This is a genomic window from Halopseudomonas pelagia CL-AP6, from assembly GCF_000410875.1.
Lineage (GTDB): Bacteria > Pseudomonadota > Gammaproteobacteria > Pseudomonadales > Pseudomonadaceae > Halopseudomonas > Halopseudomonas pelagia.
Map to the genome: position 1 here is coordinate 1 of NZ_AROI01000005.1, position 26612 is coordinate 26612.

The 26612-nt window shown below is 53.7% G+C and carries 26 protein-coding genes and 2 pseudogenes; 16 read left to right on the top strand and 12 right to left on the bottom strand.

The features are described from left to right. Positions 1–244: 244 nt before the first annotated feature. Complete coding sequence (gene gapS1 / locus K787_RS0103685) at positions 245–1804, top strand: GapS1 family protein (protein WP_028614559.1); 1560 nt, start codon at positions 245–247, stop codon at positions 1802–1804. Between the two features lie 371 nt (positions 1805–2175). Here gapS1 and K787_RS0103690 read toward each other — a convergent pair whose 3' ends face one another. The 6 genes from K787_RS0103690 to K787_RS0103715 all read right to left on the bottom strand — a co-directional run bounded on the left by K787_RS0103690 (position 2176) and on the right by K787_RS0103715 (position 9338). Further along, entirely contained in the window at positions 2176–4512 is a 2337-nt protein-coding gene (locus K787_RS0103690) for a heavy metal translocating P-type ATPase (RefSeq protein ID WP_022961444.1), read from the bottom strand. After that, on the bottom strand, positions 4505–4732 hold the full coding sequence (locus K787_RS0103695; protein WP_022961445.1) for a hypothetical protein: 228 nt from the start codon (positions 4730–4732) through the stop codon (positions 4505–4507). The genes K787_RS0103690 and K787_RS0103695 overlap by 8 nt, the downstream gene beginning before the upstream one ends. A gap of 30 nt (positions 4733–4762) precedes the next feature. Further along, positions 4763–6115, bottom strand: coding sequence for an APC family permease (locus tag K787_RS0103700; RefSeq protein ID WP_022961446.1), 1353 nt, complete (start codon positions 6113–6115; stop codon positions 4763–4765). A gap of 99 nt (positions 6116–6214) precedes the next feature. Further along, the gene (locus tag K787_RS0103705) at positions 6215–6916 is read right to left on the bottom strand and encodes a copper resistance protein B (protein ID WP_235801898.1); all 702 of its coding nucleotides are present in this window, start codon (positions 6914–6916) and stop codon (positions 6215–6217) included. 44 nt (positions 6917–6960) lie between these two features. Continuing rightward, entirely contained in the window at positions 6961–8688 is a 1728-nt protein-coding gene (locus K787_RS0103710) for a copper resistance system multicopper oxidase (protein ID WP_022961448.1), read from the bottom strand. Positions 8689–8771: 83 nt separating this feature from the next. Then, the gene (locus K787_RS0103715; protein ID WP_022961449.1) at positions 8772–9338 is read right to left on the bottom strand and encodes a cupredoxin domain-containing protein; all 567 of its coding nucleotides are present in this window, start codon (positions 9336–9338) and stop codon (positions 8772–8774) included. A 200-nt stretch (positions 9339–9538) separates the two neighbouring features. Between K787_RS0103715 and K787_RS0103720 the strand changes: the two genes are divergently transcribed. Next, entirely contained in the window at positions 9539–10204 is a 666-nt protein-coding gene (locus tag K787_RS0103720) for a response regulator transcription factor (protein ID WP_022961450.1), read from the top strand. Beyond that, entirely contained in the window at positions 10191–11537 is a 1347-nt protein-coding gene (locus tag K787_RS0103725; protein WP_022961451.1) for an ATP-binding protein, read from the top strand. Before K787_RS0103720 ends, K787_RS0103725 begins: the two co-directional genes overlap by 14 nt. Positions 11538–11832: 295 nt before the next feature. Here the strand turns inward: K787_RS0103725 and K787_RS0103730 are convergent, their stop codons facing one another. Genes K787_RS0103730 through K787_RS24575 form a run of 3 tightly spaced genes read right to left on the bottom strand, consistent with a single transcriptional unit; the run spans position 11833 to position 13662 of the window. Next, positions 11833–12507, bottom strand: coding sequence for a hypothetical protein (locus K787_RS0103730; RefSeq protein WP_022961452.1), 675 nt, complete (start codon positions 12505–12507; stop codon positions 11833–11835). 14 nt (positions 12508–12521) lie between these two features. Next, a complete protein-coding gene (locus K787_RS0103735) occupies positions 12522–13256 on the bottom strand; it encodes a HupE/UreJ family protein (RefSeq protein ID WP_022961453.1) in 735 nt (244 codons plus the stop codon). A 52-nt stretch (positions 13257–13308) separates the two neighbouring features. Continuing rightward, entirely contained in the window at positions 13309–13662 is a 354-nt protein-coding gene (locus K787_RS24575) for a hypothetical protein (RefSeq protein WP_084671925.1), read from the bottom strand. A gap of 79 nt (positions 13663–13741) precedes the next feature. On the opposite strand from K787_RS24575, the gene K787_RS0103740 reads away from it, so the two are divergent. Beyond that, entirely contained in the window at positions 13742–14020 is a 279-nt protein-coding gene (locus K787_RS0103740) for a metal-sensing transcriptional repressor (protein ID WP_022961454.1), read from the top strand. 13 nt (positions 14021–14033) lie between these two features. Next, on the top strand, positions 14034–15335 hold the full coding sequence (locus K787_RS0103745; RefSeq protein ID WP_022961455.1) for an MFS transporter: 1302 nt from the start codon (positions 14034–14036) through the stop codon (positions 15333–15335). Between the two features lie 41 nt (positions 15336–15376). On the opposite strand, the gene K787_RS0103750 is transcribed toward K787_RS0103745, so the two are convergent. Further along, on the bottom strand, positions 15377–15994 hold the full coding sequence (locus tag K787_RS0103750) for a tyrosine-type recombinase/integrase (protein WP_022961456.1): 618 nt from the start codon (positions 15992–15994) through the stop codon (positions 15377–15379). A gap of 637 nt (positions 15995–16631) precedes the next feature. On the opposite strand from K787_RS0103750, the gene K787_RS0103755 reads away from it, so the two are divergent. Further along, a complete protein-coding gene (locus tag K787_RS0103755) occupies positions 16632–17444 on the top strand; it encodes an inositol monophosphatase family protein (protein WP_022961457.1) in 813 nt (270 codons plus the stop codon). Between the two features lie 297 nt (positions 17445–17741). Further along, positions 17742–18323 (top strand): hypothetical protein, encoded by a 582-nt coding sequence (locus K787_RS0103760; protein WP_022961458.1) that lies wholly within the window; start codon positions 17742–17744, stop codon positions 18321–18323. Positions 18324–18422: 99 nt separating this feature from the next. Here the strand turns inward: K787_RS0103760 and K787_RS0103765 are convergent, their stop codons facing one another. Beyond that, a complete protein-coding gene (locus K787_RS0103765) occupies positions 18423–18680 on the bottom strand; it encodes a helix-turn-helix domain-containing protein (protein ID WP_022961459.1) in 258 nt (85 codons plus the stop codon). An 80-nt stretch (positions 18681–18760) separates the two neighbouring features. On the opposite strand from K787_RS0103765, the gene K787_RS0103770 reads away from it, so the two are divergent. From K787_RS0103770 to K787_RS0103815, 9 genes and pseudogenes are all read left to right on the top strand, one after another. After that, positions 18761–19165 (top strand): hypothetical protein, encoded by a 405-nt coding sequence (locus tag K787_RS0103770; RefSeq protein WP_152486782.1) that lies wholly within the window; start codon positions 18761–18763, stop codon positions 19163–19165. Between the two features lie 407 nt (positions 19166–19572). Next, positions 19573–20451, top strand: a complete 879-nt coding sequence (locus K787_RS22070) for a tyrosine-type recombinase/integrase (RefSeq protein ID WP_022961461.1) — start codon at positions 19573–19575, stop codon at positions 20449–20451. A 124-nt stretch (positions 20452–20575) separates the two neighbouring features. Then, positions 20576–21886, top strand: coding sequence for a hypothetical protein (locus K787_RS0103780; RefSeq protein WP_022961462.1), 1311 nt, complete (start codon positions 20576–20578; stop codon positions 21884–21886). A 344-nt stretch (positions 21887–22230) separates the two neighbouring features. Next, the gene (locus tag K787_RS0103790) at positions 22231–22956 is read left to right on the top strand and encodes a cation efflux transmembrane domain-containing protein (RefSeq protein ID WP_022961464.1); all 726 of its coding nucleotides are present in this window, start codon (positions 22231–22233) and stop codon (positions 22954–22956) included. After that, a pseudogene (locus tag K787_RS25815) lies at positions 22953–23072 on the top strand (disulfide bond formation protein B); the annotation flags it as partial. The gene K787_RS0103790 and the pseudogene K787_RS25815, both read left to right, overlap by 4 nt. A gap of 62 nt (positions 23073–23134) precedes the next feature. After that, a protein-coding gene (locus K787_RS0103800; protein ID WP_152486783.1) for an IS3 family transposase occupies positions 23135–24285 on the top strand; the annotation gives its coding sequence in 2 pieces (ribosomal slippage) (positions 23135–23378 and positions 23378–24285; 1152 coding nt in all). An 18-nt stretch (positions 24286–24303) separates the two neighbouring features. Next, positions 24304–24615: pseudogene (locus tag K787_RS25445) on the top strand (disulfide oxidoreductase); the annotation flags it as partial. Further along, on the top strand, positions 24615–25292 hold the full coding sequence (locus K787_RS0103810) for a DsbA family protein (RefSeq protein ID WP_022961468.1): 678 nt from the start codon (positions 24615–24617) through the stop codon (positions 25290–25292). The pseudogene K787_RS25445 and the gene K787_RS0103810, both read left to right, overlap by 1 nt. An 83-nt stretch (positions 25293–25375) precedes the next feature. Continuing rightward, the gene (locus K787_RS0103815; protein ID WP_022961469.1) at positions 25376–25738 is read left to right on the top strand and encodes a DUF3703 domain-containing protein; all 363 of its coding nucleotides are present in this window, start codon (positions 25376–25378) and stop codon (positions 25736–25738) included. A gap of 85 nt (positions 25739–25823) precedes the next feature. Here the strand turns inward: K787_RS0103815 and K787_RS22080 are convergent, their stop codons facing one another. After that, positions 25824–26468, bottom strand: a complete 645-nt coding sequence (locus tag K787_RS22080) for a ZIP family metal transporter (protein ID WP_235801897.1) — start codon at positions 26466–26468, stop codon at positions 25824–25826. Positions 26469–26612 lie beyond the last annotated feature (144 nt).

Below are 26612 nucleotides of genomic sequence, written 5' to 3' on the forward strand. Positions count from 1 at the left end.
GTTTTTACACACTCTGGGCCATAAGCGGCCCGTTGTTGAATCGTTGCTCCTACCCCCAAAAGTGCTTGCTCATAACCTTCCACGCTAAGCCTCATGCGGCTTACCATGAAGCCAGCCAAGTGGTGAGTTGCTACGCAATTCTTAGATGGTGACAAGCTCGCAGAATCACCATCCAATGCAAGTGGGCCTACTGTGGTCAACACGATTGATGCAACCCAGTAAATAGCGCATGCCGGGGTAAATAATGACTCAAGAAGCGGAAATTACGCAGGCAGCAAGGCCCCGGATGATGAGTGACCGGGATTTCTACACACGCTTCAAGCCCATAAGAAACACCTTCAGGCAGTACGACCCAAAGAGCATTCTGCAAACGAGCCTGGAGATTCTATACCGACCGGATAGGGATCGCCTTGACCGAGCTAAAAAGAAGCCGTGGATACATATGCTGCTCCTCAAATGGGTCTTTATCGACGATGACATCCAGCGCTCTAGCCGTCCCGCCATAAGCGTGCAGCAAATGGATACATTGCTCCAGCGTACCTACGAGCTTTCATGGGACACCCGCGGGCCGAATGATTTTGAGGGCGTAACTTTATTCGTCAGAGCACTCGCGGCGCAGCAGTTTCTATATCAGCAGCCAATGAACTTGGATGGATTGGCGCGTCAGCAAGCTTTGTTTGCAGGGGTGCAGGACGGCCATTTCTTCCAGCGAGCTTTCGTTAGCTCCAACGGCCTCCCGATCGCCCAATTTGTAAAGCTCGCGCTGGGGTTAATTTGCCGTTACCTGGATCAGCCAGGCTATTCAATCTCCCGCCGATATTTTGAGCCGCTAGAGACCGATATTTCACCGGAGCACATAGACGCCTTCCTGTCTGCCGTGTCTGTCGACATTGTAGATCTACCGCCTCTGTTGTATGAGCTTGAGCCCCGAGGGCGCCGAACAACTGAATTCGTCGAGGAAACACCTTTCATCTGCTTTCCCCTCATCCGCGTTGGTGGAGCTTACTGGTGTGTGTATCCCGAAATACTGCACCGAACCCTCGGCCACTTCGTTTTCGATACGCTCAAGAGAGTTGACCTCAATAAGTTCGCCCTGCACTTCGGAAGAAGGTTCGAGGCCTACGTCGGCGAGCTTGTGGCCGCAACGGGATTACCGTTTGCCACTGAGCCAGAACTCGAACGGAAGCTACCTGGCCAGGGGAAACTGGTTGATTTTATGGTGGTTGATGGTGAGGCAAACATCTTCATCGATGCCAAGGGCGTCGAGATGGCGCCGCGTGGGAAAATCGCTCACCTTCAAGATGTGGTTAGGGGTGCAACCGAAAATTCGCTGCTGAAAGCCGTTGAGCAGGGGCTGGCGGTAAACGACAGGCTGAAGCAGCTCGCTGGGGGTGATCCCGTGGTTCAGGAACGCGCAGACAACTACCTGATCGCGGTCACCTACAAGGAGCTGTACATAGGCAACGGACAGATGCTGAGCAGCGCCGTCGGTGAGGATGCTCTAAATCGCATTCTCAGCGCTTATCCAGAAGAGGGCCGAATCCCCCTTCAGCGAATCTACTTTCTCACCATCGACGAAATGGAACGTCTGATGCAGATGGTACGAGAGGGGCGAATTCGCCTGCACGAAGCATTGAGGCGGGCAGCTGCTGCCGACGCCGATCCGAATACCCGGAAGTTTATGTTCTCTATGCATCTCAATGACTGGCCGGAGAGCCAAGGGCTCTACTCACCTTTGGCTGATTCGTTCGAACCGGTAATCGATGGCCTTACGGACACCCTCAAGGTCGGAGAAAGCACCTAAGGAGTTGCCAGATCGAACGTCCAAACTTGTAGGCTGACCGTAAATTCAACTACTGGCGTCGCTTGGCTTCCCGGGCGTATCCGATTGGCTATTTATGGTTGGGATTAGTCACTAGCGACTGGCTGGAGTCGGCCAAAAGCGGTCACAGGACGTCTACAAAAGCAGGAGCGATTCAGTGCTGGCAGCGCTGGGTTGGGTTTGGCTATAACCTTATCGATTGCAAATGCCCATGGTGGGACAGCCTGTTGTTCTTCAGCGCAGTGAGTCACCCGATTTTTCTTGGAGTTGTCTTTGGATAATGTGGAGCCTAAGGAAAACTGAGTTATAAGTTTTCTCCGAGGCTCCACTGACGGGGCATCGCTGGTCTTTGCTTACAGCTTGATAACTCTCAATCGCAAAGCATTAGTAATCACACTGACCGAAGACAACGACATAGCCGCCGCCGCAATGATTGGCGACAGCAGAAGGCCGGTAAATGGGTACAGAAGTCCCGCCGCAATCGGTATTCCCGCCGCGTTGTAAACGAAGGCGAAAAACAGGTTTTGCCGAATATTGCGCATCGTAGCGCGTGACAATTTCCGCGCTTCAACAATGCCCATCAGATCACCACGCAGCAGCGTAATGCCTGAACTTTCAATGGCCACATCCGTGCCGGTGCCCATGGCGATACCGACGTCTGCGGTGGCCAGGGCGGGTGCATCGTTCACACCATCGCCAGCCATTGCCACAATACGACCTTCATCCTTGAGACGTTGGACGATCTTGCCCTTGTCTTCAGGCAGCACTTCCGCTTCTACCTCATCGATGTGGAGTTTGCGGGCTACAGCCTCGGCGGAGGTGCGATTGTCGCCCGTCAGCATAACCACGCGAACACCTTCCTTTTGTAACGCGGCAATAGCCGCTGCGGTGGTCTTCTTGACCGGATCGGCGATCGCCAGTAATCCACAGATCTTCCCGTCCACTGCGGCAAAAATGACCGTAGCTCCGTCCTTGCGCAGCTCGTCTGCCTCTTTGTCAAAAGCGGACGTATCGACATCCTCAGACTCCATGAGCAGCCGATTACCGAGCAGGACTCGTTTACCATCGATCTTGCCCGTTACCCCTTTACCGTTAGGGGAGTCGAAATCCTCGGCATCGGAGAGCTTCAGCTCCATGGCCTTGGCTTTCTCGAGAATGGCATGTGCCAGCGGATGCTCACTGCCCTTTTCAAGACCAGCGGCGTAGCGCATCAGGTCCTCGTCGCTGAAGCCATCTGCTGGCACCAGCTGGGTCACCTGCGGCTTGCCTTCGGTCAGCGTGCCGGTTTTATCCACCACGACCGTATCTACTTTCTCCATGCGCTCGAGGGCTTCCGCGTCACGGATCAGAACCCCAATCTGAGCGCCACGGCCCACACCCACCATGATCGACATGGGTGTTGCCAAACCAAGGGCGCAGGGGCAGGCAATGATCAATACACTCACCGCAGCAATCAGCCCAAAAGCCATGGGTGGCGAAGGTCCGTATATTGACCAGACGACAAACGCAATGACGGCGATGATGATGACCGCCGGCACGAACCAGCCGGCTACTTTATCGGCCAAACCTTGAATCGGCGCTCGACTGCGCTGAGCGCTAGCCACCATCTGCACTATCTGGGACAGCATCGTATCGCGGCCCACTTTGTCGGCGCGCATAATGAAACTGCCCTGCTGATTGATGCTGCCACCGACCACTTGGCTGCCTGCTTTTTTGCTGACTGCCAAAGGCTCTCCTGTCACCATGGACTCATCCACGTTCGAGCTGCCTTCAAGAACTTCACCATCTAGTGGTACTTTGTCGCCGGGGCGTACCCGGAGGCGGTCACCGACTTTTACCTGATCGAGTGCCACATCGGACTCTGCGCCCTCCTCTCCCAGCTTCCTAGCGGTTGCTGGTGCAAGATCCAGTAAAGCCTTGATGGCGCCGGAGGTTTTCTCTCGGGCCCGCAGCTCCAGTACCTGTCCGAGTAATACCAGCACCACGATAACGGCTGCGGCCTCGAAATACACAGCGACCGAGCCATCGTCCTGGCGGAAGGCACCCGGGAAAATCTGCGGCATCAATGTTGCGACCAGGCTATAAAACAACGCAACGCCGGTGCCGATGGAAATCAACGTGAACATATTCAGGTTGCGGGTGAGAACAGATTTCCAGCCCCGAACAAAGAACGGCCAGCCGCAATAAACCACTACTGGGGTGGCCAGTAGTAACTGAATCCAGTTGGATATTTGCGGAGACAGGATGTGATCAATCGCAAAAAGATGACCCCCCATTTCAAGTATAAAAACAGGCAACGCCAGAACGAGACCAATCCAGAATCGGCGTGTCATATCAGTGAGTTCTGCGGAGGGCCCGTCGTCCAGGCTGACTTCTTCGGGCTCCAGGCCCATGCCGCAGATGGGACAATCACCGGGGCCTTGCTGACGGATCTCGGGGTGCATCGGGCAGGTGTACATGGTGCCGGGTGCGACCGGCTCTGTCTCGGCACTCTTTTCGCCGAGGTACTTCTCTGGATCGTCTTCGAATTTTGACTGACATCGAGAAGAGCAAAAGTACCAACTCTTGCCTGCATGCTGGCTGCGATGTTCTGCCGTATGGGGATCGACCGACATGCCACAAACAGGGTCTTTTACAGCGTTTTCGCCGTGGCCTTCATGATCATGATGATCGTGCTGGGGATCACTCATTGCGTGCTCCTGCTTTATTCGCAGGCCAGTCGGCAAAGGCGATAAAGTACAACAAAATCAGATTGACCATCGGAACCAGCATCAACAGTCCCAGCCAGCCCGGATACCCAGTGCGCCGGCATATTCGCCAGACCGGCACGACGACGACGATGGCTACCACCAGCATCCATAGCCAGTGCCCACTCCACATGGCATTTCCATACATGCTCTCGTTCATCATGGTGTTGACCTCCTTTTCAAATCGTAGATATTAATGGTGGTCTGCGTGAGTATTCTCATCGTCCACCGCTTTTTTCCGTGCTGACGATGTCAGGAATATCTGCTCGCCAATTGCAATCACGATCATGGCCACAACGGCCACGGCAAGCACGAAGGGATCCGAGTTCAGCTTGACCCAGACAAAGCCGCCAAGCGCCAGCAGATCCAGCACAATGGCTACTACCGGTACCCACCTCACCGCCTTGATATCTTCGCGCAGATAACGCAACACCCCCCAATGAATGGCGATGTCCATAATCAGGTAGAAGATAATCCCGAGCGCTGCAATCCGGGAAAGATCAAAAAAGGCGGTCAGGATTAGACCCAACACCACCGTGTAAACGAGTGTGTGCTTTTGAATGCTGCCCGACATACCGAAATGGCTATGCGGTACCAGTTTCATTTCGGTCAACATGGCGAGCATGCGCGATACGGCAAAGATACTGGCGAGGATGCCGCCGGCTGTCGCCATCATGGCGATTGCCACGGTAAACCATACTCCGTACTCACCCAGTACCGGACGAGCGGCGGCAGCCAAGGAGTAGTCTCGGGTTTCGATAATCTCGGCGAGTGAGAGGTTACTGGCGACAGCGAAGCCAACCAGGGTATAGATCACCACGCAGGCGGCAATGGAAATGATGATGGCACGGCCCACATTGCGACGCGGGTGTTTCACCTCGGACCCACTGTTGGTAATGGTGGTGAAACCTTTAAACGCCAGTATGCCCAGCGCAGTTGCACCCAAGAAGTTGCCAGCGACCCCAGTCTCGCCCGTGCTGGAAAAGTCGACAGCAAGACTGTCTGCCAACCAGACACCTACCAAGCCGATGATCAAAATACCGGTGATCTTTAGCACACCAATAAAAGATGCAACGCCCTGGACCATCTGGTTTCCCAGCAGGTTAATCACAAATGCAGCCAGGATAAGTGATACCCCGAGAATCGGCACCATAAGTCCGCTCTCATCGCCGCCAAACAGCTGCATCGTATAGGAGCCAAATGTACGGGCGAGAAAACTCTGGGCGATCACCATCGAGAAATACATCAGCAAGGCATGAAATGCGGTCGGTAGCCGATCACCGTATGCCTTGTGCAGATACATACCAATGCCGCCAGCGGACGGATAAGCGTTGGAAATCTTGATGTAGGAGTAAGAACTAAAAGACACAATGACAGCCGCAGCCAGAAAGGCCAGGGGGAAAAGCGCACCTGTCATCTCTGCCATTTGACCTGTAAGCGCAAAGATACCAGCACCAATCATGACGCCAGTGCCCAACATGACAGTCCCTGCCAGTGTCAGGCTGCCCTCGTTGTAATGCGTGGTCCTGTCTTGCTCCTTGCTCATACAACCTCCTGTTAAATACTCATGAACAGAATATTTTGACAGCAAGCGACCCGATGTTGTTCAACTCGGGCCGCGCTGGCCCAATAGCGGTTCAGACCCTCAAAAGGACAGTCTTGCGCCGATAACGGCAAACCATTGTTCGGTACCAGCCCCATCGGCTCTGGCAAAGTCAGCAGTGTCCCCATACTTGCGCTCATGCACGACGCCGATATACGGGGAGAAGGAACGATCTATCAGGTCATACCTCAGCCGTAACCCCGTTTCAGTCGATACCAGACCTTTGCCCACGCCAATCTCGCGGTCCTCGCTGAATGCGACAGTTGCGTCAAAAGCGGCGGCCAGGATCCAGTAGTTGGTCAGCAACAGCTCGTACTCCGCATCCAGTTCAGCGGAGGTGTCTCCATCCTTGCTCACGTAGAAGTTGGCATCAATCTCAAACCACTGGGGCGCCAGGCCGGCAATACCCAGAACAGCATAGGTGCGGTCTGGACCTTCCGGAGTGTCGAACCGGATTCCCGCTTTGGCATCAAAGAAATCCGAGACAGGTATCTGCCCTACCAACTGATTCTCAAGCTTTTCATAAGCCTGCTCTTCTATGGCATATTCGCCTTTGGTCAGCCAACGTACTTTCAGATCGTCTGTACCATAGAAGAAATCTCCACTCCATACACCCAGCTCTTCGTCGTCATCACTGTAGCGGTATTCAAACTCCTCGAATTGAGCGCCCCAGACCTTCAAAGGCTCCTTACGCGGGGTTGTGTCCTGCCTCCGCTCCTGGGCAAATCCCAGTGCAGGCATCATCACCAGACCAGCTAATGTGGTCACCGCCAATGACTTGAAAAAACTCATGCCCCACCTCCCACTTTGACCGACTGCTCGCTTGCAGCTGCCGTTGGAGTCTCAGGTCCGCCTTCAACAATAATCTTGCGGAACATTCCCGCCGCGGCGTGATAGGACAGGTGACAATGGAATGCCCACTGCCCCGGCGCATCTACCTCGGTCTCCATATAAACCGTAGTGCCCGGCTGAACGCTGATCGTATGCTTGACTGGGTTCAACCGGCCAGCGCCAACATCCAGAATGGACCACATGCCGTGCAGGTGCATGGGGTGAGTCATCATGGTTTCGTTGACAAATTTGAACCGAACACGCTCACCGTACTGGAGACGAACGGGCTCAGCGTCCTCGTATTTGACACCATTGATGCTCCATGTGTAGCGCTCCATGTTCCCGGTGAGGCGCATTTCAATTTCCCGGGTAGCTTCACGCTCCTCAAAGAGGGGTTTCTGGGCTTTTAGGTCTGCATAAGACAGAAACTTGCCGCCATTGGCTGCCGTTGGAATCAGGCCACTGCCCTGGGCGTAGAAGGGATCGCTGGTGCCAGTGTCAGCCATCGCTGCCCCTTGACCCATTTTGGAATGGTCCATGCCGGCCATATTGGAATGATCCATGCCCTCCATGCCGGCCATACCAGCCATATTGGAGTGGTCCATACCCTCCATACCGGCCATGCTGCCGTGATCCATACCTTCCATGCTGCCCATGTCGGCCATGGTCAGCCGGGCAGCTTCACGGAGTTCCGGCACTTCGGCTACCATGCCCATTTCAGGTGCAAGGGTTGCCCTGGCATAGCCTGAACGCCCCATGGATTCAGCAAAAATCGTATACGCCTGAGCGTCTTTGGGTCGAACAATCACATCGAAGGATTCAGCAACACCAATACGAAACTCATCAACGCTGACGGGCTGAACATTGTTGCCGTCCGCCTGAACAACAGTCATTTCCAGTCCAGGAATACGAATATCAAAGTACGTCATCGCTGAGGAGTTGATGAAGCGCAGCCGGATTCGCTCACCCGGCTCAAAAATCCCAGTCCAGTTCTGCTCCGGACCCTTGCCGTTGATGAGGCCAGTAAAACCCTGCAGGTCTTCGACATCCGCTTTCATCATGCGCATATCGCCCCACGCCAGCCGATCTTTCAGCGTACTCATAAACCCTTTTTCAGACGCGTCGGAAAAGAACTCCCCAACCGTTTGCTGCTCGCGGTTGTAATAATCTGGCATCATCTTGAGATTACGCATGATGCGGTCGCCGGTGTGCGGATGCTTGTCGGTTAACTGCACTACATAATCACGGTCGTATCGAAAGGGTTCGCGCCCCGCAGGCTCAATAACAATGGCCCCATAAGCGCCGTCGGGCTCCTGGAAACCCGAATGGCTGTGAAACCAGTAGGTTCCCGATTGTGTGATGGGGAAGTTATAGGTGAAAGTTTCGCCCGGCTTGATACCCGGAAAACTGATCCCCGGAACGCCATCCTGCTTATACGGAAGGATCAAGCCATGCCAGTGAATGGAGGTCATCTCATCCAGGTTGTTAGTGACCTTGATGGACACCTCTTCGCCTTCCTTGAACCGCATAACCGGCCCTGGAGATTTACCATTGTAACCAATACCTTCTTTAACGAAGTCGCCGGTATCGATCTGTACTCGATCGACCGTCAGGCTGTATTCACCTGCCAGACCAATAGCCGGTAAAAGCAGGCCCAATGCGCCCGCCAACAGAGTTGTCTTCATGGATCACTTCTCCCAACTGCTTAAATGCATAGAGATCTACCCGACATGCAACATGTCGGGCATTCATCTGGCTAGAAAACCAATCAGTTAAAATTCACATCGCCGTACATGCCAGCCTGGTAATGGCCGGGAACGTTGCAGGCGAACTCGATGGCGCCTTTCTCTGCAAATTTCCAGATTATTTCCTTGTTCTCACCCGGCTCCAGCAACACGCTATTGGGATCGTCATGCTTCATGGAGTGGCCTTTGCCCATATCCATATCCATATCCATGCCCATCCTGCTGTGATCCATATCCATCATCTCTTTGTTCAACTTACCGCCCTGAATGACCCCGTGCTCAACCATCATCATCATTTCGGCTTGGTGAGCCTCATGCATAGACGCCGTGCCAATATTGAATTCATGGACCAGGCTACCCTTGTTCTCAATCACAAAGCGCACGGTTTCACCCGGCTTGACGTCAATGGATTCAGGCTCGTAGTAGTTGTCATGCATAACGACGTTAATGGTGCGATCAGCCTCAGACAGGTTGCCCGGCTCACCGATTTTCACACCTTGCCCATGCCCACCATCGTGAGCGCCAGCACCCAGCGCCAGAACCGAAACCGACATAGCCATTGCTGCTACTGCAAATCTTGATAAGCTCATCAAAGCCTCTCCTGTTATTTGACCCCGTTCAGGGGCCGTGGGCTTGCTGTTTTGCAAGCACGTATCTCTAAATTGATGATTATGATCGTCCATCAACCTGAATCCTTTCTGAAAATATCCAGCTATTTTTTATTCAGGCAGAGTTCAGGTTAATCAGTGACACTCAAATCGACTGTGCTCACATTGCGGAAGAACAACTGATGAGATTACTGCTGGTAGAGGATGACAGCTTGTTAGCCGAAGGACTTGCCAGCCAACTTGAGAAGGCGGGTTTTAGCGTGGACAGGACGCAAACCGCCAGAGAAGCAATCCTTCTGGGTGAGCAAGAGGATTATAGGGTGGGCGTTCTGGATCTGGGGCTACCGGATGGCAACGGTCTGGATGTGCTCCGCAGCTGGCGCTCCAGTAACGCCAGCTTCCCGGTGTTGATCCTGACGGCGCGCGGGGATTGGCAGGATAAGGTCAATGGCCTGAAGGCGGGCGCTGATGACTACCTGACCAAACCATTCCGGACGGAAGAGCTGGTGGCACGGCTTAACGCTATCGTGCGCCGAAGTGAGGGGCGCGTTCACACGTCCGTGAAAGCGGGCGGTTTTGAATTGGACGAAAATCGCCAGAGTCTGAAGATCCAAGACGGCTCAGAGCATAGCCTGACCGGCACGGAATTCCGCCTGCTGCGCTGTCTGATGAGCCGGCCTGGTCAGGTTTTTTCCAAGGAACAGCTCATGGAGCAGCTCTACAACCTGAGCGAAAGCCCGAGCGACAATATAATCGAGGCGTACATACGCCGCCTCAGAAAACTTGTGGGAGCCAGTACTATCGCGACACGACGCGGTCAGGGGTATTTATTCGATGATGCTGTTTAAAAAACCGACATCGGTCAAGGGAACGCTGCTGGCGCTGTTGTTACCTTCGGGTATAGCCCTAATGGCGACTGCCTGGCTTGTCCACGGCATTCTGCTGGAAAGAATGTCCTGGGACTTTGTTGAAAGCCGGCTGCAAGATGAAGTGGCCTTTCTCGAACTGCAGATTCGCCATTCCGATGGCAAGATCGATACATTGCGCACAGGCGACTATTTCCAAGAGGTTTTTCACCATGCCTTCGCCATTCAGTCTCCAACCCAGACCATTATTTCACCAAGTACCTGGGAGGCATTATTGAGCCCCTTGCTGCAATCAGATCAGCAGGGCGCAATCAGAGTGCGCAACACCACTGCAGCCGGTGCGCCATCCGATGTCATTGCCTTTAGAAAAGCATTCATAGTGAATGATCAGCCTTTAGTAGTCATCGTGTCCGAAGACATGGCAGCGCTGAAGGCCAGCCAGGCAGAGCTGCATGCCTGGACTGCAATCGTATCCATCATGCTGATCTTGCTGCTCGTAGGCGTAATCTGGATTGGCATCACCCTGTCTATGCGGCCGGTTATATCGCTCCAGTCCTCGCTGAAAAAACTGCAAGGCGGTGATATATCGCGTATCCACGTCAAAGCGCCAGAGGAGCTACAGCCTCTCGTTAAACAGCTCAATCAGCTGCTTGATTTTCTTGACCGGCGCCTTGAACGCTCGCGGGATGCGCTCGCTAACCTGTCCCACAGCGTCAAGACGCCGATCGCAGCAGTACGGCAGACTCTGGAAGATACCAGTCGCCTGCTGGACAATAACTTGAGGCGCGAAATGGGATCGCGACTCGGCGATATCGACAAGCAGCTGGAGGCAGAGATGCGGCGTAGCCGCTTTGCTGGACCCCAGGTCGGGAAAAGTACTTTTCCAGTGAAACAGGCAAGAGATCTTCTATGGATGCTTGGTCGTTTGCATCCCGACAAGTCGTTCGAGTTGTCCACGGACATGACGCAAGAACATCGCTGGCCTATTGAAGAACACGACCTGAGTGAAATTCTCGGCAATCTTCTGGATAACGCCGGCAAGTGGTCGTCAACCTTCGTCGACTTATCCCTCAGTGAAGACGACAAGAAAATGCTGATCGTCGTGGCTGACGATGGCACCGGCGTTACACAAGACGAAGTAAGTGAGTTAGGTAAACGTGGTTTGAGACTGGACGAGCAAACGCCTGGACATGGTCTGGGGCTGGCAATAGTTTGCGATATAGTCGATCGCTACAGTGGACAAATACATTTTTCGCACAGCTCCTTAGGTGGCTTAAAAATCGAGATCGCTTTCGACCGAGGACCTAATAACTAGTTGGGGCCATACGAACAATACTTCTTCGATCCTTTGAATCGCCCTTGGTTTCGTAGGCACTTTGAACGTCCGCTTCTGGCAGAGCCCGGCCAATAGCAGCCAGTCGCATCAGGCAGAAAACAACCCGAAGCTTACGTTGGGGAAAGGCAAAACGTGCCAAAAGCGGACAATGGCCCAAGAGGTGTGAAGGAAGCTTTCAATTATCCACCAGAGCACACGTTTATGGCCACCAAGCCAAGCCAGCCTCAATTCGAGACTGGCCTGGACGTGACGGCACCTAATCAGGTCTTCTGCTTCACATCGCCCGCTTTAACTCACCGTAGTTACCACTAGTGCGAAGCACGAGCGTGACATCCTCATTATTCCGATTACGGAAAAACCATCCATGATTGCCGGTGAAAGCCGCCTCCAGCTCACCTTCATCTTCTGCGACGCCACGTCCTTTCTCGTAAGAGATGGACTGGCCCCCGCCGTCACCGTGAGTATCGAAGTTGACCGGGCCGCCCTCGGATATCCAGTGAAAGCTAGCTACCGCACCTTCTTCCATGGTTAGTTTGAATTCAGTGCCTTCGCCAGGGGTAAGCACGACACGCACTTCGTCCTGCCATTCAGGCTGTGCATCATCTGCCGGAGCAGGTGTCGCGACCACTGGTTCAACCTGTGGCTCAGGGGCAGCTGTTGCCCCCTGAACCGGTGCCGGCTCTGATGTGAGCTCCTCATAAGCGGAAGGTATTGCCGTCAACTGCGCGGCTTCATCCGCTGCGGCTTCTTCGGCAAGCTGCTGCTTTATCTCACCCATCTCAGTCAAACCGAGCAGGCGGCCTGCACCGGTCGGATCCAGTGCGTACTCCGCTGGCATGACCACGGTCACCAGAAGCGCCAGCGCGACCATTGCGGAGATGATTGTAGAACGGATCAGCTTTGCGGTGCTGGGTAGTTCAGCGCGGGAGGGCATATCGGTGTTATACATAAATTTCTCCGGAATTAAGCAATAAAGTAGCCGGTGAGCTGATAGCCGATGAGCAGAAAGCCTGCACCCATCATGGCCACGTTGGCGGTATAGGCGTGATGGAAGAAGCGTTCAGTCTTGCGCCAGAAGCTCATCACAATCAGGATCATGGCTAGAGCAATGAGCTGACCCATTTCTACGCCGACATTGAATGCGAGCAGGTTTGGGACCAGTCCATCTGGGGAGATGTCGTACTCAATGATCTTCGACGACAGGCCAAAACCGTGGAACAAGCCGAAGATCAATGTCGCGGCCTTGGTGTTGGGCTGAAAGCCGAACCACCGCTGGTACGCGCCGAGGTTATCCAGCGCCTTGTACACCACCGAAAGTCCGATGATCGCGTCGATGATGTAGCTGTTGATGCCGATGTTGAAATACACACCCAACAGCATGGTGAGGGAATGCCCAACAGCAAACAGGCTCACATAGATGGCGATGTGTTGCATACGGTAGAGGAAGAAGATCACTCCCAAGAGAAACAGCAGGTGATCATAGCCGGTGACCATGTGCTTGGCACCGAGGTACATGAACGCGATCAGGTTCACCCCGGTGATTTCCTGAATGTATCCCTTGTCGCCCTCGGCGACAGCGTGGGCCAGCACATCGGCGCTCATACCAAGCAGGCCGAGTGTCAGGCATATCCAGAACAGACGATGTCCGCCCGTGCCAGCACGCGCACGCCAACGGCCGTCAAACAAAATTGACAACATAAAGACTCCAAAAATTGGTTTAAAAAGTTGCGTTGCAGCGAGACTCAATCAGTCAGGACGCTTTGGGCGGACGCTCGAGGCGGTAGCGAAAACTTCGAGGGGAATCGCCGGCCTGGGAAGGCAGTTGCCTGACTGACATCCAATGGCCAGAGACAGGCCGGATCGTCGGATGGTCTAAGGATTCGTGACTGTGATTGCTGGAGTCGTGATGCACATGCTCCTCTGACTCCTCATCAACATCATCGTGGCTGTGGGAGTGGTCAGAATGCCCGCCTGACGCCTCACCAGCTAGCTCAGCAAGGCCATGGGATGATGCTTCACCCACTACAGACAGCGACATGCCAGACAATGCCAGCAGCATGACGACAATCGGAATCAGCATTTTGCGATGGAGGGCCGTGATCATCAGTCAGCTTGTTGGCAAGAGTGTTGGATTAATAGGATTCTAAAGCATACCATCCCCCCCAGGGGGATAGGAATTAGAAATGACAGGCGACCATATGCACGAATCACATCCGGACATCATTAAGCGTCTTAAGCGCGCGCAGGGTCATCTTGCCAGCGTCATCAATATGATTGACAGCGGCAGACCCTGTCTTGAACTGGCACAACAGTTACATGCGGTGGAAAAGGCGATCCAGCAGGCGAAGCGGGTATTGGTGCAGGACCATATAGAACATTGCCTTGATGCCGCGATAGGGCCCTTAGAATCCGAACAACAAAGCCGTATTGATGAGTTCAAAGCCATAGCCCGTTATCTCTAAACGATGGTAAGCAATGCTTGATATCCTGAAGCACCGCACATACCGACATCTGTTCTTCGCGCAGGTCGTTGCGCTGCTGGGAACCGGCCTGGCAACCGTCGCGCTGAGCATCGTCGCTTTTAATCTGGCAGATGACGAAGCAGGCAAGGTGCTGGGCACCGCCATGGCCATCAAGATGGTCGCTTATGTATTGATAGCACCCTTGGCTTCGGCACTGGCAGAGAACGTACCGCGCCGGGTGATGCTGGTCTTTCTGGATTTGGTCCGTGCTGCGATCGCCCTTGCTTTGCCCTTCGTCACTGAAATCGGGGAAGTATATCTACTGATCGCAGTGCTTCAATGCGCGTCAGCCGCCTTCACACCCATCTTTCAGTCCACCATCCCGGATGCGCTGCCGAATGAGGCTGATTACACTAAAGCCTTATCGCTATCGCGGCTAGCCTATGACATGGAAAATCTGGTTAGCCCCGCGTTAGCAGCATTGCTACTGGTGTTCACCAGTTGGCAGGCGCTGTTCTCTGGAACTGTCATTGGGTTCATAGCATCAGCGCTGCTGGTGACTTCGGTGGTTATTCCTTCCGGCATCAAATCGGAGAAACGTAGGGGCGTTTATGCGCGTGCCCGGCGGGGGTTTGATCTTTTTACAGCAACACCTCGTCTTCGTGGGGTTATAGCATTGAACTTGGTCGTTAGCCTGGCAGGGGCGATGGTCATCGTAAATACAGTGGTACTGGTCCAGGGTCAGTTCGGCCTGACCGAGCAGCATACGGCGATGGCTTTTGCTGCATTTGGTGGTGGCTCGATGCTGGCCGCCTTGGCATTACCGGCTCTGCTGCAGCGATGGCAGGATCGTCAAGTCATGCTGACGGGGGCGGTCATACTCATTTCCGGATTAATTGTTGCGCTCCCCGTAAACAGCTTGGCCTGGCTTCTACCGGTGTGGGCCTGGCTTGGCATCGGCTTTTCTGCCACGCAAACACCGATCGGCCGGCTACTGACAAGGTCCGCCCATGGCCAGGATCGGCCGGCTGTTTTTGCTGCACAATTCTCGTTATCGCACGCGGGCTGGCTGATTGCGTACCCCCTGGCCGGTTGGCTGGGGGCTTTTGCAAGTATACAGATCACCCTTTTGATACTAGCTGGTTTAGCGGTAGTTGCTTTGGTCTCAGCCATCAAACTCTGGCCAGCTAACGATCCGATAGAACTACTGCATCTACATGACGCCCTGACGGAAGACCACCCACACACTGCCTCGTCTGGGCGTGAGCATGCACACCCATACATCATCGACAGCTTGCATCCGAAATGGCCGTGATAATGCCGCAGGAGGCGCCAAGCTTTTCCCGAAGACCTATACTAAGCTTCGGTCTGCTCAGCCATCTCGATAGCATCGTCGATCTCTATGCCTAAATACCTAACGGTGCTCTCTAGCTTCGTGTGACCCAGTAGCAACTGCACGGCTCTGAGATTTTTCGTTCTGCGGTAAATCAGTGTTGCCTTGGTGCGTCGTAGCGTGTGAGTACCGTACATAGCAGGGTCAAGAGCAATCGACGTTACCCAAGCCTTGACGATCCGGGAGTATTGCCTAGTAGAAAGATGCTCTGAGCTATGCAATCTGCTCGGGAACAGGAAGTCGTTGCTACGCAATTGGGCGTGATGCATCCAAGCCTCGAGCGCTGTTCGGGTTTGGCCCGTGATTTCAAACTGAACAGGCCGATGCGTTTTCTGTTGCGTTACAATGGCTCGGGACAAAACGTGCGCGCCGTGCGCAATATCGCGGACCCTGAGCTTTGTTAAATCACAGGCGCGCAACTTGCTGTCGATGGCCAGATTGAAAAGAGCTAGGTCTCGGGTGTTCTCCGCAATCTGAAGCCTTACTCGGATGGACCAAATGTCTTGAAGCCGAAGCGGTGCTTTCTGCCCGACGAGCTTGCCCTTATTCCAAGGCTCGCGAGAAAAGTTAGTGGTGTTCATAGCTTATCCTCCACGTCATGGAAGATAACAATGAAGCCTCAGAAGCTTGGACGCTATTGGCCAAGTTATGCCGACACGAACTGTCCGCTTTTGGCCGATAGCTGCCGATCACATGCCGTCTAGCGTAAGATATCGATTACGGTAAAGCAGTGGCTGAGAGTGAGGCGAACTTCCCATGAGCGAATCAGTACGGACGATTGTGAGATGCCAAGATTCCGGCGATGACACCGGGGATCTTATTGTCGAGCTCCCACCAAACGTGCTTGCAGGAATGGGCGTCGGTCCCGGTGATTCACTAACTCTCGAATTGATTGACGGCGTGATAGTCCTCACTCCAATCAGGCATGCTGAAACCAAATCCTGAGACAGCTGTTGACCGCCGAGAGTAGCTCCTCCCCACAGGGTGCAGGCGGCCAATAGCCGACAAAGCCAAAGCGATAGCCATCTCGAAGACGGACCGTCGTGGTGATGAGGCGCGGATTGGTAGACCACTACATTCTCGGCGCTGGAGGGGCTAGAGCAAGTGCGCTCAGCCTTTGACGCGGAGTCCGGCTGCAGCTGAGATTCTTCTGTAGTATGCATCTGCATCACCTGTCAGGTGTGGCTCCTTCACGTTAAAGCGAAATGGAAAGCAGGTATGAATACGCTCGATTATGCTCAGGTGCTCAAGCAGGTCATCCGTGAGGTCGTTGCTGCTGGTGAGTTGTTGGTCGCCGAATGGCAGCGACCTTCAGGTCCTCGTGGTTCCGGGGACAAAGCAGACGTGGATGTGGAGATCGAAAGTCTGCTTCGCACTGGCTTGATAGAAATTCTGAACTGCGACTTTTGGGGGGAGGAGACTGGGTCGCAGCTTAACGGTGCGGAGCATTGTTGGGTGGTTGACCCGAACGATGGAACGGCCGATTTTTTAAGCGGATTTAAGGGTTCGTCGGTTTCCGTGGGTCTGCTTTTCGAGAGCAAACCGGTGCTAGGAGTGGTATATGCACCCGTGACCGAGGATCGCGGCTCGGATTGCATCGCCTGGGCGCTGGGGATGGACTACATCTACCGCAACGGCCTGACGCTGAAGCGTTCTCTTTGCGACATTGAACTACAGCGCAGCACGAGCGTGTTGGTCAGCAACGGGGCTCGGAAGAAAGAGGAATTGAACGCGCAACTCTGCTCGCCCGCGACACCTGTGCCTACTACTAGCATCGCTTACAGGTTGGCTGCGGCAGCTGCGGGCGACGCGGTTGCGGCTATTTCCCTCGTCCCCACGTCAGCCCATGACGTCGTGGCGGGACACGCCATCCTTCTCGGTGCCGGCGGCGTATTGGTAGACGAAACGGGCGAAGCCATCGGTTACGACTCGACAGAGAAGCTCAAAACTACTTCCAAGCGCTGCTTCGGGGGCGCACCAGCTGCCTGCCGCGACCTTGTGACGCGAGACTGGGATATCGTCTTTCGCTAGCGGAGGATTCGCTAAAGCATCATCATCCGGACTTACGCGCTCAAAAAGTTCGGTCATCAACCTGCGGGGCGCAGTATCAATATCGAGCACTTCGATGGCTACGTCGGTATTTTGATGGCAAGGCTGAAAGCCTCAAATTCCCATCTCGCCAAGCTCCTGGTTTCAGCGCTCAATCAGGGTATGTCCGGAATTGGCCAACGACAAGTCTGTGCTTTTGGTATGGGGTTAGCTTGCGCATTTGAAATATTTCTTCTGGTATACTCAGTATACTAAGTCATTGAAAAACAAGATAAATAAATGTTGACTCGGCAATTCGTGACCTCTACCATCAAAACTGTCGTGGATGCTGGGGCGGTGAATAAAAACGCTTTCACCAGCCCTCGACCATATAGCAACCTTCCACGAGCGGCATTTATGCAAGAAAACAGTTCACACCAGAACAAATTCAGTCCGTTGTTAATCCTGGTCCATCCTGGCTCGTTATGTGGTTCGGCGGACATGAATCTTTCCGACGAAGCAGATGCTGCCAGGGAAGCTGTGATAGACGAATTAAACGGCTGGTCGGGCAACATACTGGTACTCGACGGTTGGTTGAGTGACGAGCTTGGGCTTTACCCTCTCCTCGATAGAGCCATTAAAGATGCGATTTCAAGATCGCCGATGCTGGCCGACAGACTAGAAGCAGACGATCCAGAGCATACAGAGATCGCCCTTAGTCATCTCGCAGAGCTTGGTGTCCCTTTGGCCACGCCTATCTCTTTAACAGGCGCCTGGTATGAACCAGATTACAATTCAGGTTGCGTGCTTGCCACACAGCAGGGTCTCCTCGAAGCCGGCTACACAAACGTTACCGTTATGCAAAGCGCTGCAGTGCTGTGAGAGGCGAGTGCTACCGCTAATACGGGGAACGACCGGTGTAGGTCCGATTCGCTGGCTCTGATCATTGTGGGCTAAGACCTTGGAGTCTCCGGGCAACCTTCACTGTTGCCGCGACTCCGCTACTAACTGCTCGTACCGTGTAACGAAGTCGATAAGGCTTAACCCCAGCACCTCACATATATCCCTAAGTTGGACCAGATCGAGTCTGCGTGAGCCGCGTTCTATATCGCTTACAAACGATTGTGGGCGGTCAAGCGCCTTGGCAAAATCGGCCTGTGTTAGACCCGCTTCTGTTCGGTATTCCTTGAGCAGCTTAAGCAGAATTGTTGTTTCAGGACGATAAAGAGATTTCGACACAAGCGCCTCAGGTAACTGTTGACAAGGCGCTAAGGTATTACTAATATTCAAATATCGGTTTTTGGGATATTCAGATAGGAGTGCTTGATTTGCAATGGCCAGAGCTTAAAGGTTTCATCCAACTCGTTACCTCGTCCAAAGGGATGGTTTATTTTGACGCGCTCGAGGCATGCAAGTTTTACAAGATTGATATGTCGGACTATCAGGTAATCCTTGACCGTTGGAAGACATTTCTCAAATACATGCCATTTGACTCAGAGCATCAGGTTTTGGAAGGAAGTCTTTGGGTACCCATTGTATGCATAGTGTCTTTTCTAGAAGACTTTGGTTGGGAGCGCGATCAGGTCGGACAAGGTGGCTTGCCTCAGGCGGCCAACAAGCGAAAGGAAGGGTTGGTGCGCGCAATGCTAGAAAGCCAATTCGCTGAGGCCAAGTACGCTTTGGCAGAAGATCGATCGGCATGGTCGAGCCAGCTATGGTCTTAAGCCAAGTACGGCTGGCTGCTTAATGGATCGCTAAATTCGACGGGTGCGCAGCGCTCGTCGGCATGCGTTTGATGGCAAACATACAAGCCGTACTCGATTCATCGAGTACGGCTCGTCGTTACCCATACTTGACCGTCAAGTATGGGGGCGTTGAGGATATTCGCCCAGAAAACGAGCAAGACTTCGAACGTAGGTGAGAGGTCTTCAGTTTCTGGGCGAATATCCTCAATGCACCTTCGCGAAGCGGCTAATATTTTGCCATCAAAAACATGATGTTTTTCTATGCTATGCATGGCTAACCGATTTATATAACCGAGGTTGGCTGGCTGTAAACTTGTTCTGCACCGTACAGATGCTCATTATATCCATACCGGCTGAGCGCCATAATAATAAGAAATCGGTGCGTTATGAACGATCAAACAAAAAAGCAATATATTGCGATTGCAGCACACTTTTACAGACACCATATGGACGGTGCTGCTTTGAGTGTTTCAAGTATCAAGCAAGCTCTGGTATCTACCGCTGTAAATTTTCAGCCCTCATATTTCAGAAGGTTGAAAAATGCCATCGCTTTCGATCTGGAGAACAAGGGGCATATTAAAGCGGCTACAAAAATCAAGGCGGTAGTGAACCCTGTCACTGAGCGCGGTAGCACGCTAATCAAAAAAGCAAAGCCAAAGAGGGCTAAATCATTCGCTGACGACGACCTCGTCGCCCTGGCTAAACATCTTGGGGAAGCTGACTTCCTGCCCGCCTTTGCCGCTGTCTGTCTGATAAGCAAGACGGGTGCCAGACCCGCAGAGCTTCGTGATATGCACCTTGATGGAAATCTACTCTTCATTCGCGGTGCAAAAAAGACTAATGGGACGCGGGGTGCTGACAGGCTGTTGACTATCACCGATGAAACTGTGAGAGGGATAGTAGCAACATGCATAGAAATTCTTCGAATAAATACTTGGACAATTGATGCCATCAGACATCGAATCCGAATCGAAGGCCAAAAAATTTGGCCGCGAAAGAAAATTATTCCAAGCATGTATTCAATACGGCATCAGGTCGGTGCGAACTTGAAAGCCTCATCGTTAGATTTAAAGACAATCGCATACATAATGGGTCACCAGTCTACCAACTCAGTTAGGCGTTATGGTGACAAGCGGCAAGGAAACCCAAAGGCGATAAAGATCGAGCCAGCACCGGTAGCTGACTTGAGGGCGGTGCGTGACAACATTAAGCCACATAACAAAAAGATGCTCGATAGCGATGTGCTTAAGAGAGTTAGTGGATGATCACGAAGTAACTATTAAATTGGCTTTCGGATGCGCTCCGCTTGGATGTCCAAGGTGCCGAGAGTTTTGGTTCAAGATGCATCTAGATATCTGGCAGACGTATCGATAGTAGAAGGAATCAGGAATGGCAGTTAGGCTAGAATTTTTGACCCAGGACCCTCAGGAGATCGAGCTAGCGAAGCGGTACTGGGCTATGGACGGTGAGGGCGCTTACATCGAGAAAGTAAGTGACCTGGTTCCGTTCCGCAAACTGATCCAATCAAGCTTTGTGAGTAGCCATGTGCGCCAGTGGTGCCTCGCTTATGATGAGAATCAGCGATGCTGCCTTTGCAGCGGAGCCGTCTTGGTAACCAAGCGTCATGAGCCGAGAAAGGCGTTTCAGCTTTCTAGCCGTCCTTGCGCAGCGTGTACCGAGAGTATCAAACAAGATGAGCTGCGGATGAGACAAGCCGAAGAGGCGGAGCTTCAGTGCATGCTGGAAAAGCGCAGTCATGAGATGGCTTCCCGGACTATTTCATATGAGTCACTGCCAGATGACGTCTGCGTTTTGCTGCTGGCAATCGATGTTCTTATAGGATCACGTCTTGCCAATGGTACCTTCAAGGAGACTGAGTGCGATGCGCTCGCTCCATATGGTTCCGGCTGTTTCTTCAGGCGGCTGCGCGAGGACAAAATTCTCCTGGATTCGCCCTGCACGTCTAGGCCAGGAACTTATTTTCTAGAAGCTGGTGAGCTCATGATTCGCCGGAACCAGGCAGAGTTTTTCCTGGTGGCCGATGAAAAGTTTGGCCGCAGCGAAAAAGCCATCAGAACCATCGCAGAGCGTGAGTTCACCAACGCGAATGCTTTGTTCGAACTCTGGCTTGATTATGCCGAAAACGACGTTGTTCGTTATTTACTAGACCAATGCGAAACCTATCGTCTCATACTCGAATCTGAAGACCTCGAGAAAATCAGAGGGGTAGTCAGGCAAGGGCTTCACACCTACAGCGTTTCACAACTGTGGTTTGTGGTTTGGGTTGTGGTAAGGGCCGCGGCAAGCTACGCAAATCACAGGTTCTCCAACCGCACTAAAGCTGCCGCGACAATCCCTAGAAAGATCCGAGAACAGATCGAGACGGTAGCTCATGAAAATGGCATCAGCAGAAGCTGGAATCGTCCAGATGGTCATCTTGCAGGCTCTCTTGGGAAAGCCTTTTCGAATCTCTTCGAGATCGATGAAAAAACCGATGGTAGGCAGGTTTTTCAGAGACTTGCTCTGTTGAACCCTCAATCGGGCATAGAGCGGGACGACGAGCTTGAATCATTGGCAGCGTCGTTCATGGAGCGCGCGTTGCATGACCAAAATGCAGGGGCAGCTATGGCTAGGTTCGCTGAGGCGATCCATGCCGGATGTGACACCAAAGCCGCGCTCGAAGGGCTCGTAGTGAACTAGCGGACGATCAGTGAACAAGCCTATCCAGTCCATCATTTACGATCGAACTAGAGGCTAGCTTTGTTGGCCATTGCGACCGCTGGAAAAGCAATTTGTGAGGTCGCCGGAGATGGCAGCGGGGGTCGGGTTGTGGAGCTGCCCCCAGGGGGGGCTCGCAAAAAAGGGTGTTGGACCAGGTGACGAACTGAATTTAGACGTAATGGATGGAACAATTATCCTTATCAATTCAATGATGGTCTAGCACCTGCCAAGGCAGAGGAAAAACTTTATCCACTGTCCGGAATCAGTTGACCACTGCAATATAACCCTTAGTATTCCTGCTTTCGCGTTTAGTGGGGGCTGTCATGGATAGCTGCTGTGAGAACAAGGCCGGGGAACTGGCGCAACTGAGAGCCAGCCAGAGCCGCGTGCTGTATGTGGTGCTGGCCATCAATGCGGTGATGTTTTGTGTCGAGTTCACTGCAGGCTGGATCGCAAGCTCAACGGCACTACTCGGTGATTCGCTGGATATGTTCGGCGATGCCGCGGTATATGCGCTGACGCTCTTCGTGCTGGACAAGAGTCGCCGCGCCCGTGCCGGCGCTGCGCTGTTCAAGGGCGGCTTCATGCTGTTGTTCGGTGTGGTGGTGATTGCCGATGCAATACGCAAGCTGGTGCTTCAGGAAGTGCCCGCCGCGGACTTGATGGGCATAGTGGGTACTCTTGCCCTGCTGGCAAACGGCGTCTGTTTCGCGATGCTCTACAGCCATCGAGCTGACGACCTGAATATGCGCTCGACCTGGCTCTGTTCCAGAAATGACCTGATCGCCAACAGCAGTGTGATTCTTGCCGCCGGAATGGTCGCCGTTACCGGTACTCTCTGGCCAGACGTTATCGTCGGTGTCGCCATCGCCCTGCTATTTCTGCAATCCGCCTGGCAGGTCATCCGCGAAGGGCTTGTGGAGTGGCGCGCGGGTGATTCCGAAGCTGCCGCTACCCCAGCCAGCGATGATTCCGATAGACCTGTCGATAGCTGTTGCTCTTCGTCGCAGAGCAGTTGCTTCAGTGAACGCGGAGCAGATTCCCGATGACGGCTAACCGAGTTGCTCCCTGGTTGTTATTGTTCGCAGCCTGGCTGCTGGCAGCGGTGTCTTCGCTGTCAGCTATATACATCGGCGAGGTTCTTGGTCAGGCGCCTTGCGTTCTGTGAATCGCCCCTAGTTTCGTAGACACCTCCAGGCCTTATAATCGAGGCACCCAGGAGGTCCAATGAGCAACCCACGCTACACCGAAGAATTCAAAATCGAAGCCGTCAAGCAGGTGGCAGATAGAGGCCATTCCGTTGCCGAGGTCGCCGCTCGATTAGGCGTGTCGGCACACAGCCTGTATCAATGGCTCAAGCGCTACGATAAGCCCCCCGCCCAGCGACAGCAGGATGACGATCTCCAGGCTGAGAACCGGCGATTGAAGGCCGAGCTCAAACGCGTATCAGAAGAGCGCGATATATTAAAAAAGGCCACCGCGTACTTCGCCAGAGAGTCCGACTGAGGTACGCGTTTATTCAGAGCCAAGTGGACAAATATCCCGTGCGCCGCCTGTGCAAGATGATGACAGTGCACCCCAGTGGTTACTATGCCTGGTGTCGCAACAAGTTATCTAACCGTGCTCGGGAAGATCAGCGCCTGTTGGGCCAGATAAAACACTCATGGCTTGAAAGCGGCGGCGTGTATGGCTATCGCAAAATTCATCTGGATCTTCGTGAAGCTGGCGAGACCTGCGGTAAGCACCGGGTAGCCCGGCTAATGCGCGGCGAAGGACTGCGGTCTCAGACCGGCTATCGGCGCCGTCGAGGCTACTACAGCGGTAAACCTGCTGTTGTCTCACCGAACCACCTAGATCGTCAGTTTGAAGTGTCGGCGCCCAATGTTGCCTGGGTGACAGATATAACTTACATCCGCACCTACGAAGGCTGGCTGTATTTGTCCGTGGTTATCGACCTGTTCTCTCGCCAGGTCGTTGGCTGGTCGATGAAGCCGCGCATGACTTCGGATTTGGCGCTGGACGCTCTGTTAGCGGCAGTATGGCGCCGTAAACCGTCAGGGTCCGTAATGGTCCATTCGGATCAAGGTAGTCAATTCAGTAGCGGTGATTGGCAGAGCTTTCTGAAAGCGAATCATCTGGTGGGCAGCATGAGTCGTCGCGGTAACTGCCATGATAATGCAGTCGCCGAAAGCTTCTTTCAGTTGCTCAAACGGGAGCGCATTAAGCGGCAGATCTATCCGACACGTGAGGCTGCAAGGCGCGATGTGTTCAATTATATTGAGATGTTTTACAACCCAAGGCGCCGACACGGCACGAGTGGTGACCTGTCACCGGTCGAGTACGAAAAGCGTCACTACCAGAGCCTGACGGGTGTCTAGGATACCGGGGGCGATTCACTGTGTTGGTTTCAGCGCGCCTTCATGTTTCCGTTGACGGTGATTCTGGCAATAGCCTGCTTCCACTCGGACTTCAAAGTCTGGCGCTATGCCTTGCCGCTTGCGGCGCTCGGTGCGCTATTCGCTTTGGCGCACTCGCTGCTTTATGTAGGGCTGATTCCCCAGCCCATTCAGCCCTGCACGGCCACGGGCCCATCCTGCTCGGGCGCCGGAATGACCATTTTCGGCGGGTTACCGCTTCCATTCCTCGCGTTGGGCATCTTCGCTGCCATCATCGTTATGCTTTTGCTTATTCGTCGGAGAACTCGCTAATGAATCGTCGTTCCATCGTCGTCGCCGTATGTATCCTTCTTATCGCAGGGTTCGGGGCCGCGGTCTTATTCAAGCCACAGCCTCAGCCGCCGCAACAAACTGCCCCCGCTGTCGAAACGTCTGATGCCACCACCGGGGCCGTGGAGAACCAGCAGGCATTGGTTCGCTTCCACTCGCCCACCTTTGGACCTGCCGATGCGCCCGTGACCATCGTCGAGTTTTTCGACCCCTCCTGCGAGGCTTGCCGCGCCTTCTACCCCATCGTCAAACAGATTATGGCCAAGTACCCGGACCAGGTGCGCCTGGTCTTGCGATATACACTGTTTCACCAAGGCTCCGAGGAAGTTTCCAGGCTCCTGGAGGCTGCTCGCCTGCAGGATATTTACGAGCCGGTACTTGAAGCAGTGTTGGAAGCACAGCCCGATTGGCATGACGACCCGCAGGTGACCAAAGCCTGGGAGGCCGCCGAAGCAGCCGGCCTTGATATAGCTAAAGCTCGCGAGGACATGCAGTCGGCGAGGATAGACGGCATCCTTGAGAAAGACATGCAGGACGTAGAAGCCGTAGGAATTCGTGGTACGCCCACTTTCTTCGTGAATGGCCGCCAACTGACCCAGTTCGGGCCTGAACCCCTACTGCAGCTTGTTGAGGAATCGTTGCCGAAGGCGCAAAACTAGATCGTCAAAAGTCGGAGAGCCTGCGTGATAGCTTTGCACCCAGACGAGAATGCGAGTCGACTTAACAGAAGGAGGGTAGGGCGGTGAATAATGAGCTAAGGACGTTCTATCAAGCAGAGCTGGCTGCAGCTACGGACGCCGCGCATCAGTCCGACTTCGCCACGGCGTTCAGCCACCTCGAACGTGCACATATCCTGAGCCAGAAGTTCGCGTTCGCGCACGCCGCAACGCATATACGTATGCTGCGGCTTGGCTGGCGCACACGTGATGCCCGCGAGATATTCGGACAATTGACTCGTGCTGCCGCTGCGCTGGTGTTTTCGCGAATCTGGGTGCCCCTCGGCAATACAGGCCGAGCCAGCGTAAGCCCGTTTGAGCCGATGCATGTTCCAGAAGACCTGGCCAATATATTGAGGAGCACAAAGCGCGACAATCGAAGTTCCTGAGTGGAGCCATTCTATCCACCCCAACATCAAACACATTTTCTACGTGAAGACCCCCTTGCGTGTGGCTTGGCGCAAATGAGTGATTTCAGCCGTTGCTGCTGATACTCCCCAGCCCTGCCGAAACGAAAGTGAACACGACGAAACCACCCGTGAACGCAACGATCGAACCTTTGGTATCCGCGTTGGCATCGTGACCTTCACTCAACATGTCCTCGACTGCCGCTACGGTTAACAGACCTGCGGTGACAGTTAGCGCGATCATCTTGAGCGTTTCACTCTGGCCTCGCAGACCATAATAAGCGAGGATGGCAGCGCCCAGCACCGGAACGAAAAAGAACGTGGAAAGCGCCATCCGCTGTAGCCGAGGGATACCCTTGTCTTTCATGTTCGCCATTGTGGCGTAACCTTCAGGAAAGTCCGCCAGCACTTGCCCCAGCGCAAGAACTACCGCCATCGACATCGCCACTGCAGAACCGGCCCCGATCAAAAGCCCGTCACTGAAGAGATCAATAGACACGGCGATATAGATCATCCACATGCCGCGGTTTTTCGCGCGCGCTCCGCCCTGCGATTGCTGGATCTTGTCGACCAAACTTTCGATCACAATATAAGCACTACCACCGACGCCAAACGCAATTCCGACCGTCCAGCCCGACAGTACGGCCAATACCTCCGGCATCAACTCGACAGAAACGACTGCCAGAACGATGCCGGATGCCGGATGCCGCATGCAGTGCTTTGTTCAGCCGCCTGCCTGGCGTACGCGTGAATTCGGCTACCAGGCCACCAGTCAGGTTTCCAATAGCAGGTAGTAGTGCGAGACCTATCACTGACCATATGTCACTCATATCAACCTCGAAGCAAGGTAGGTGCT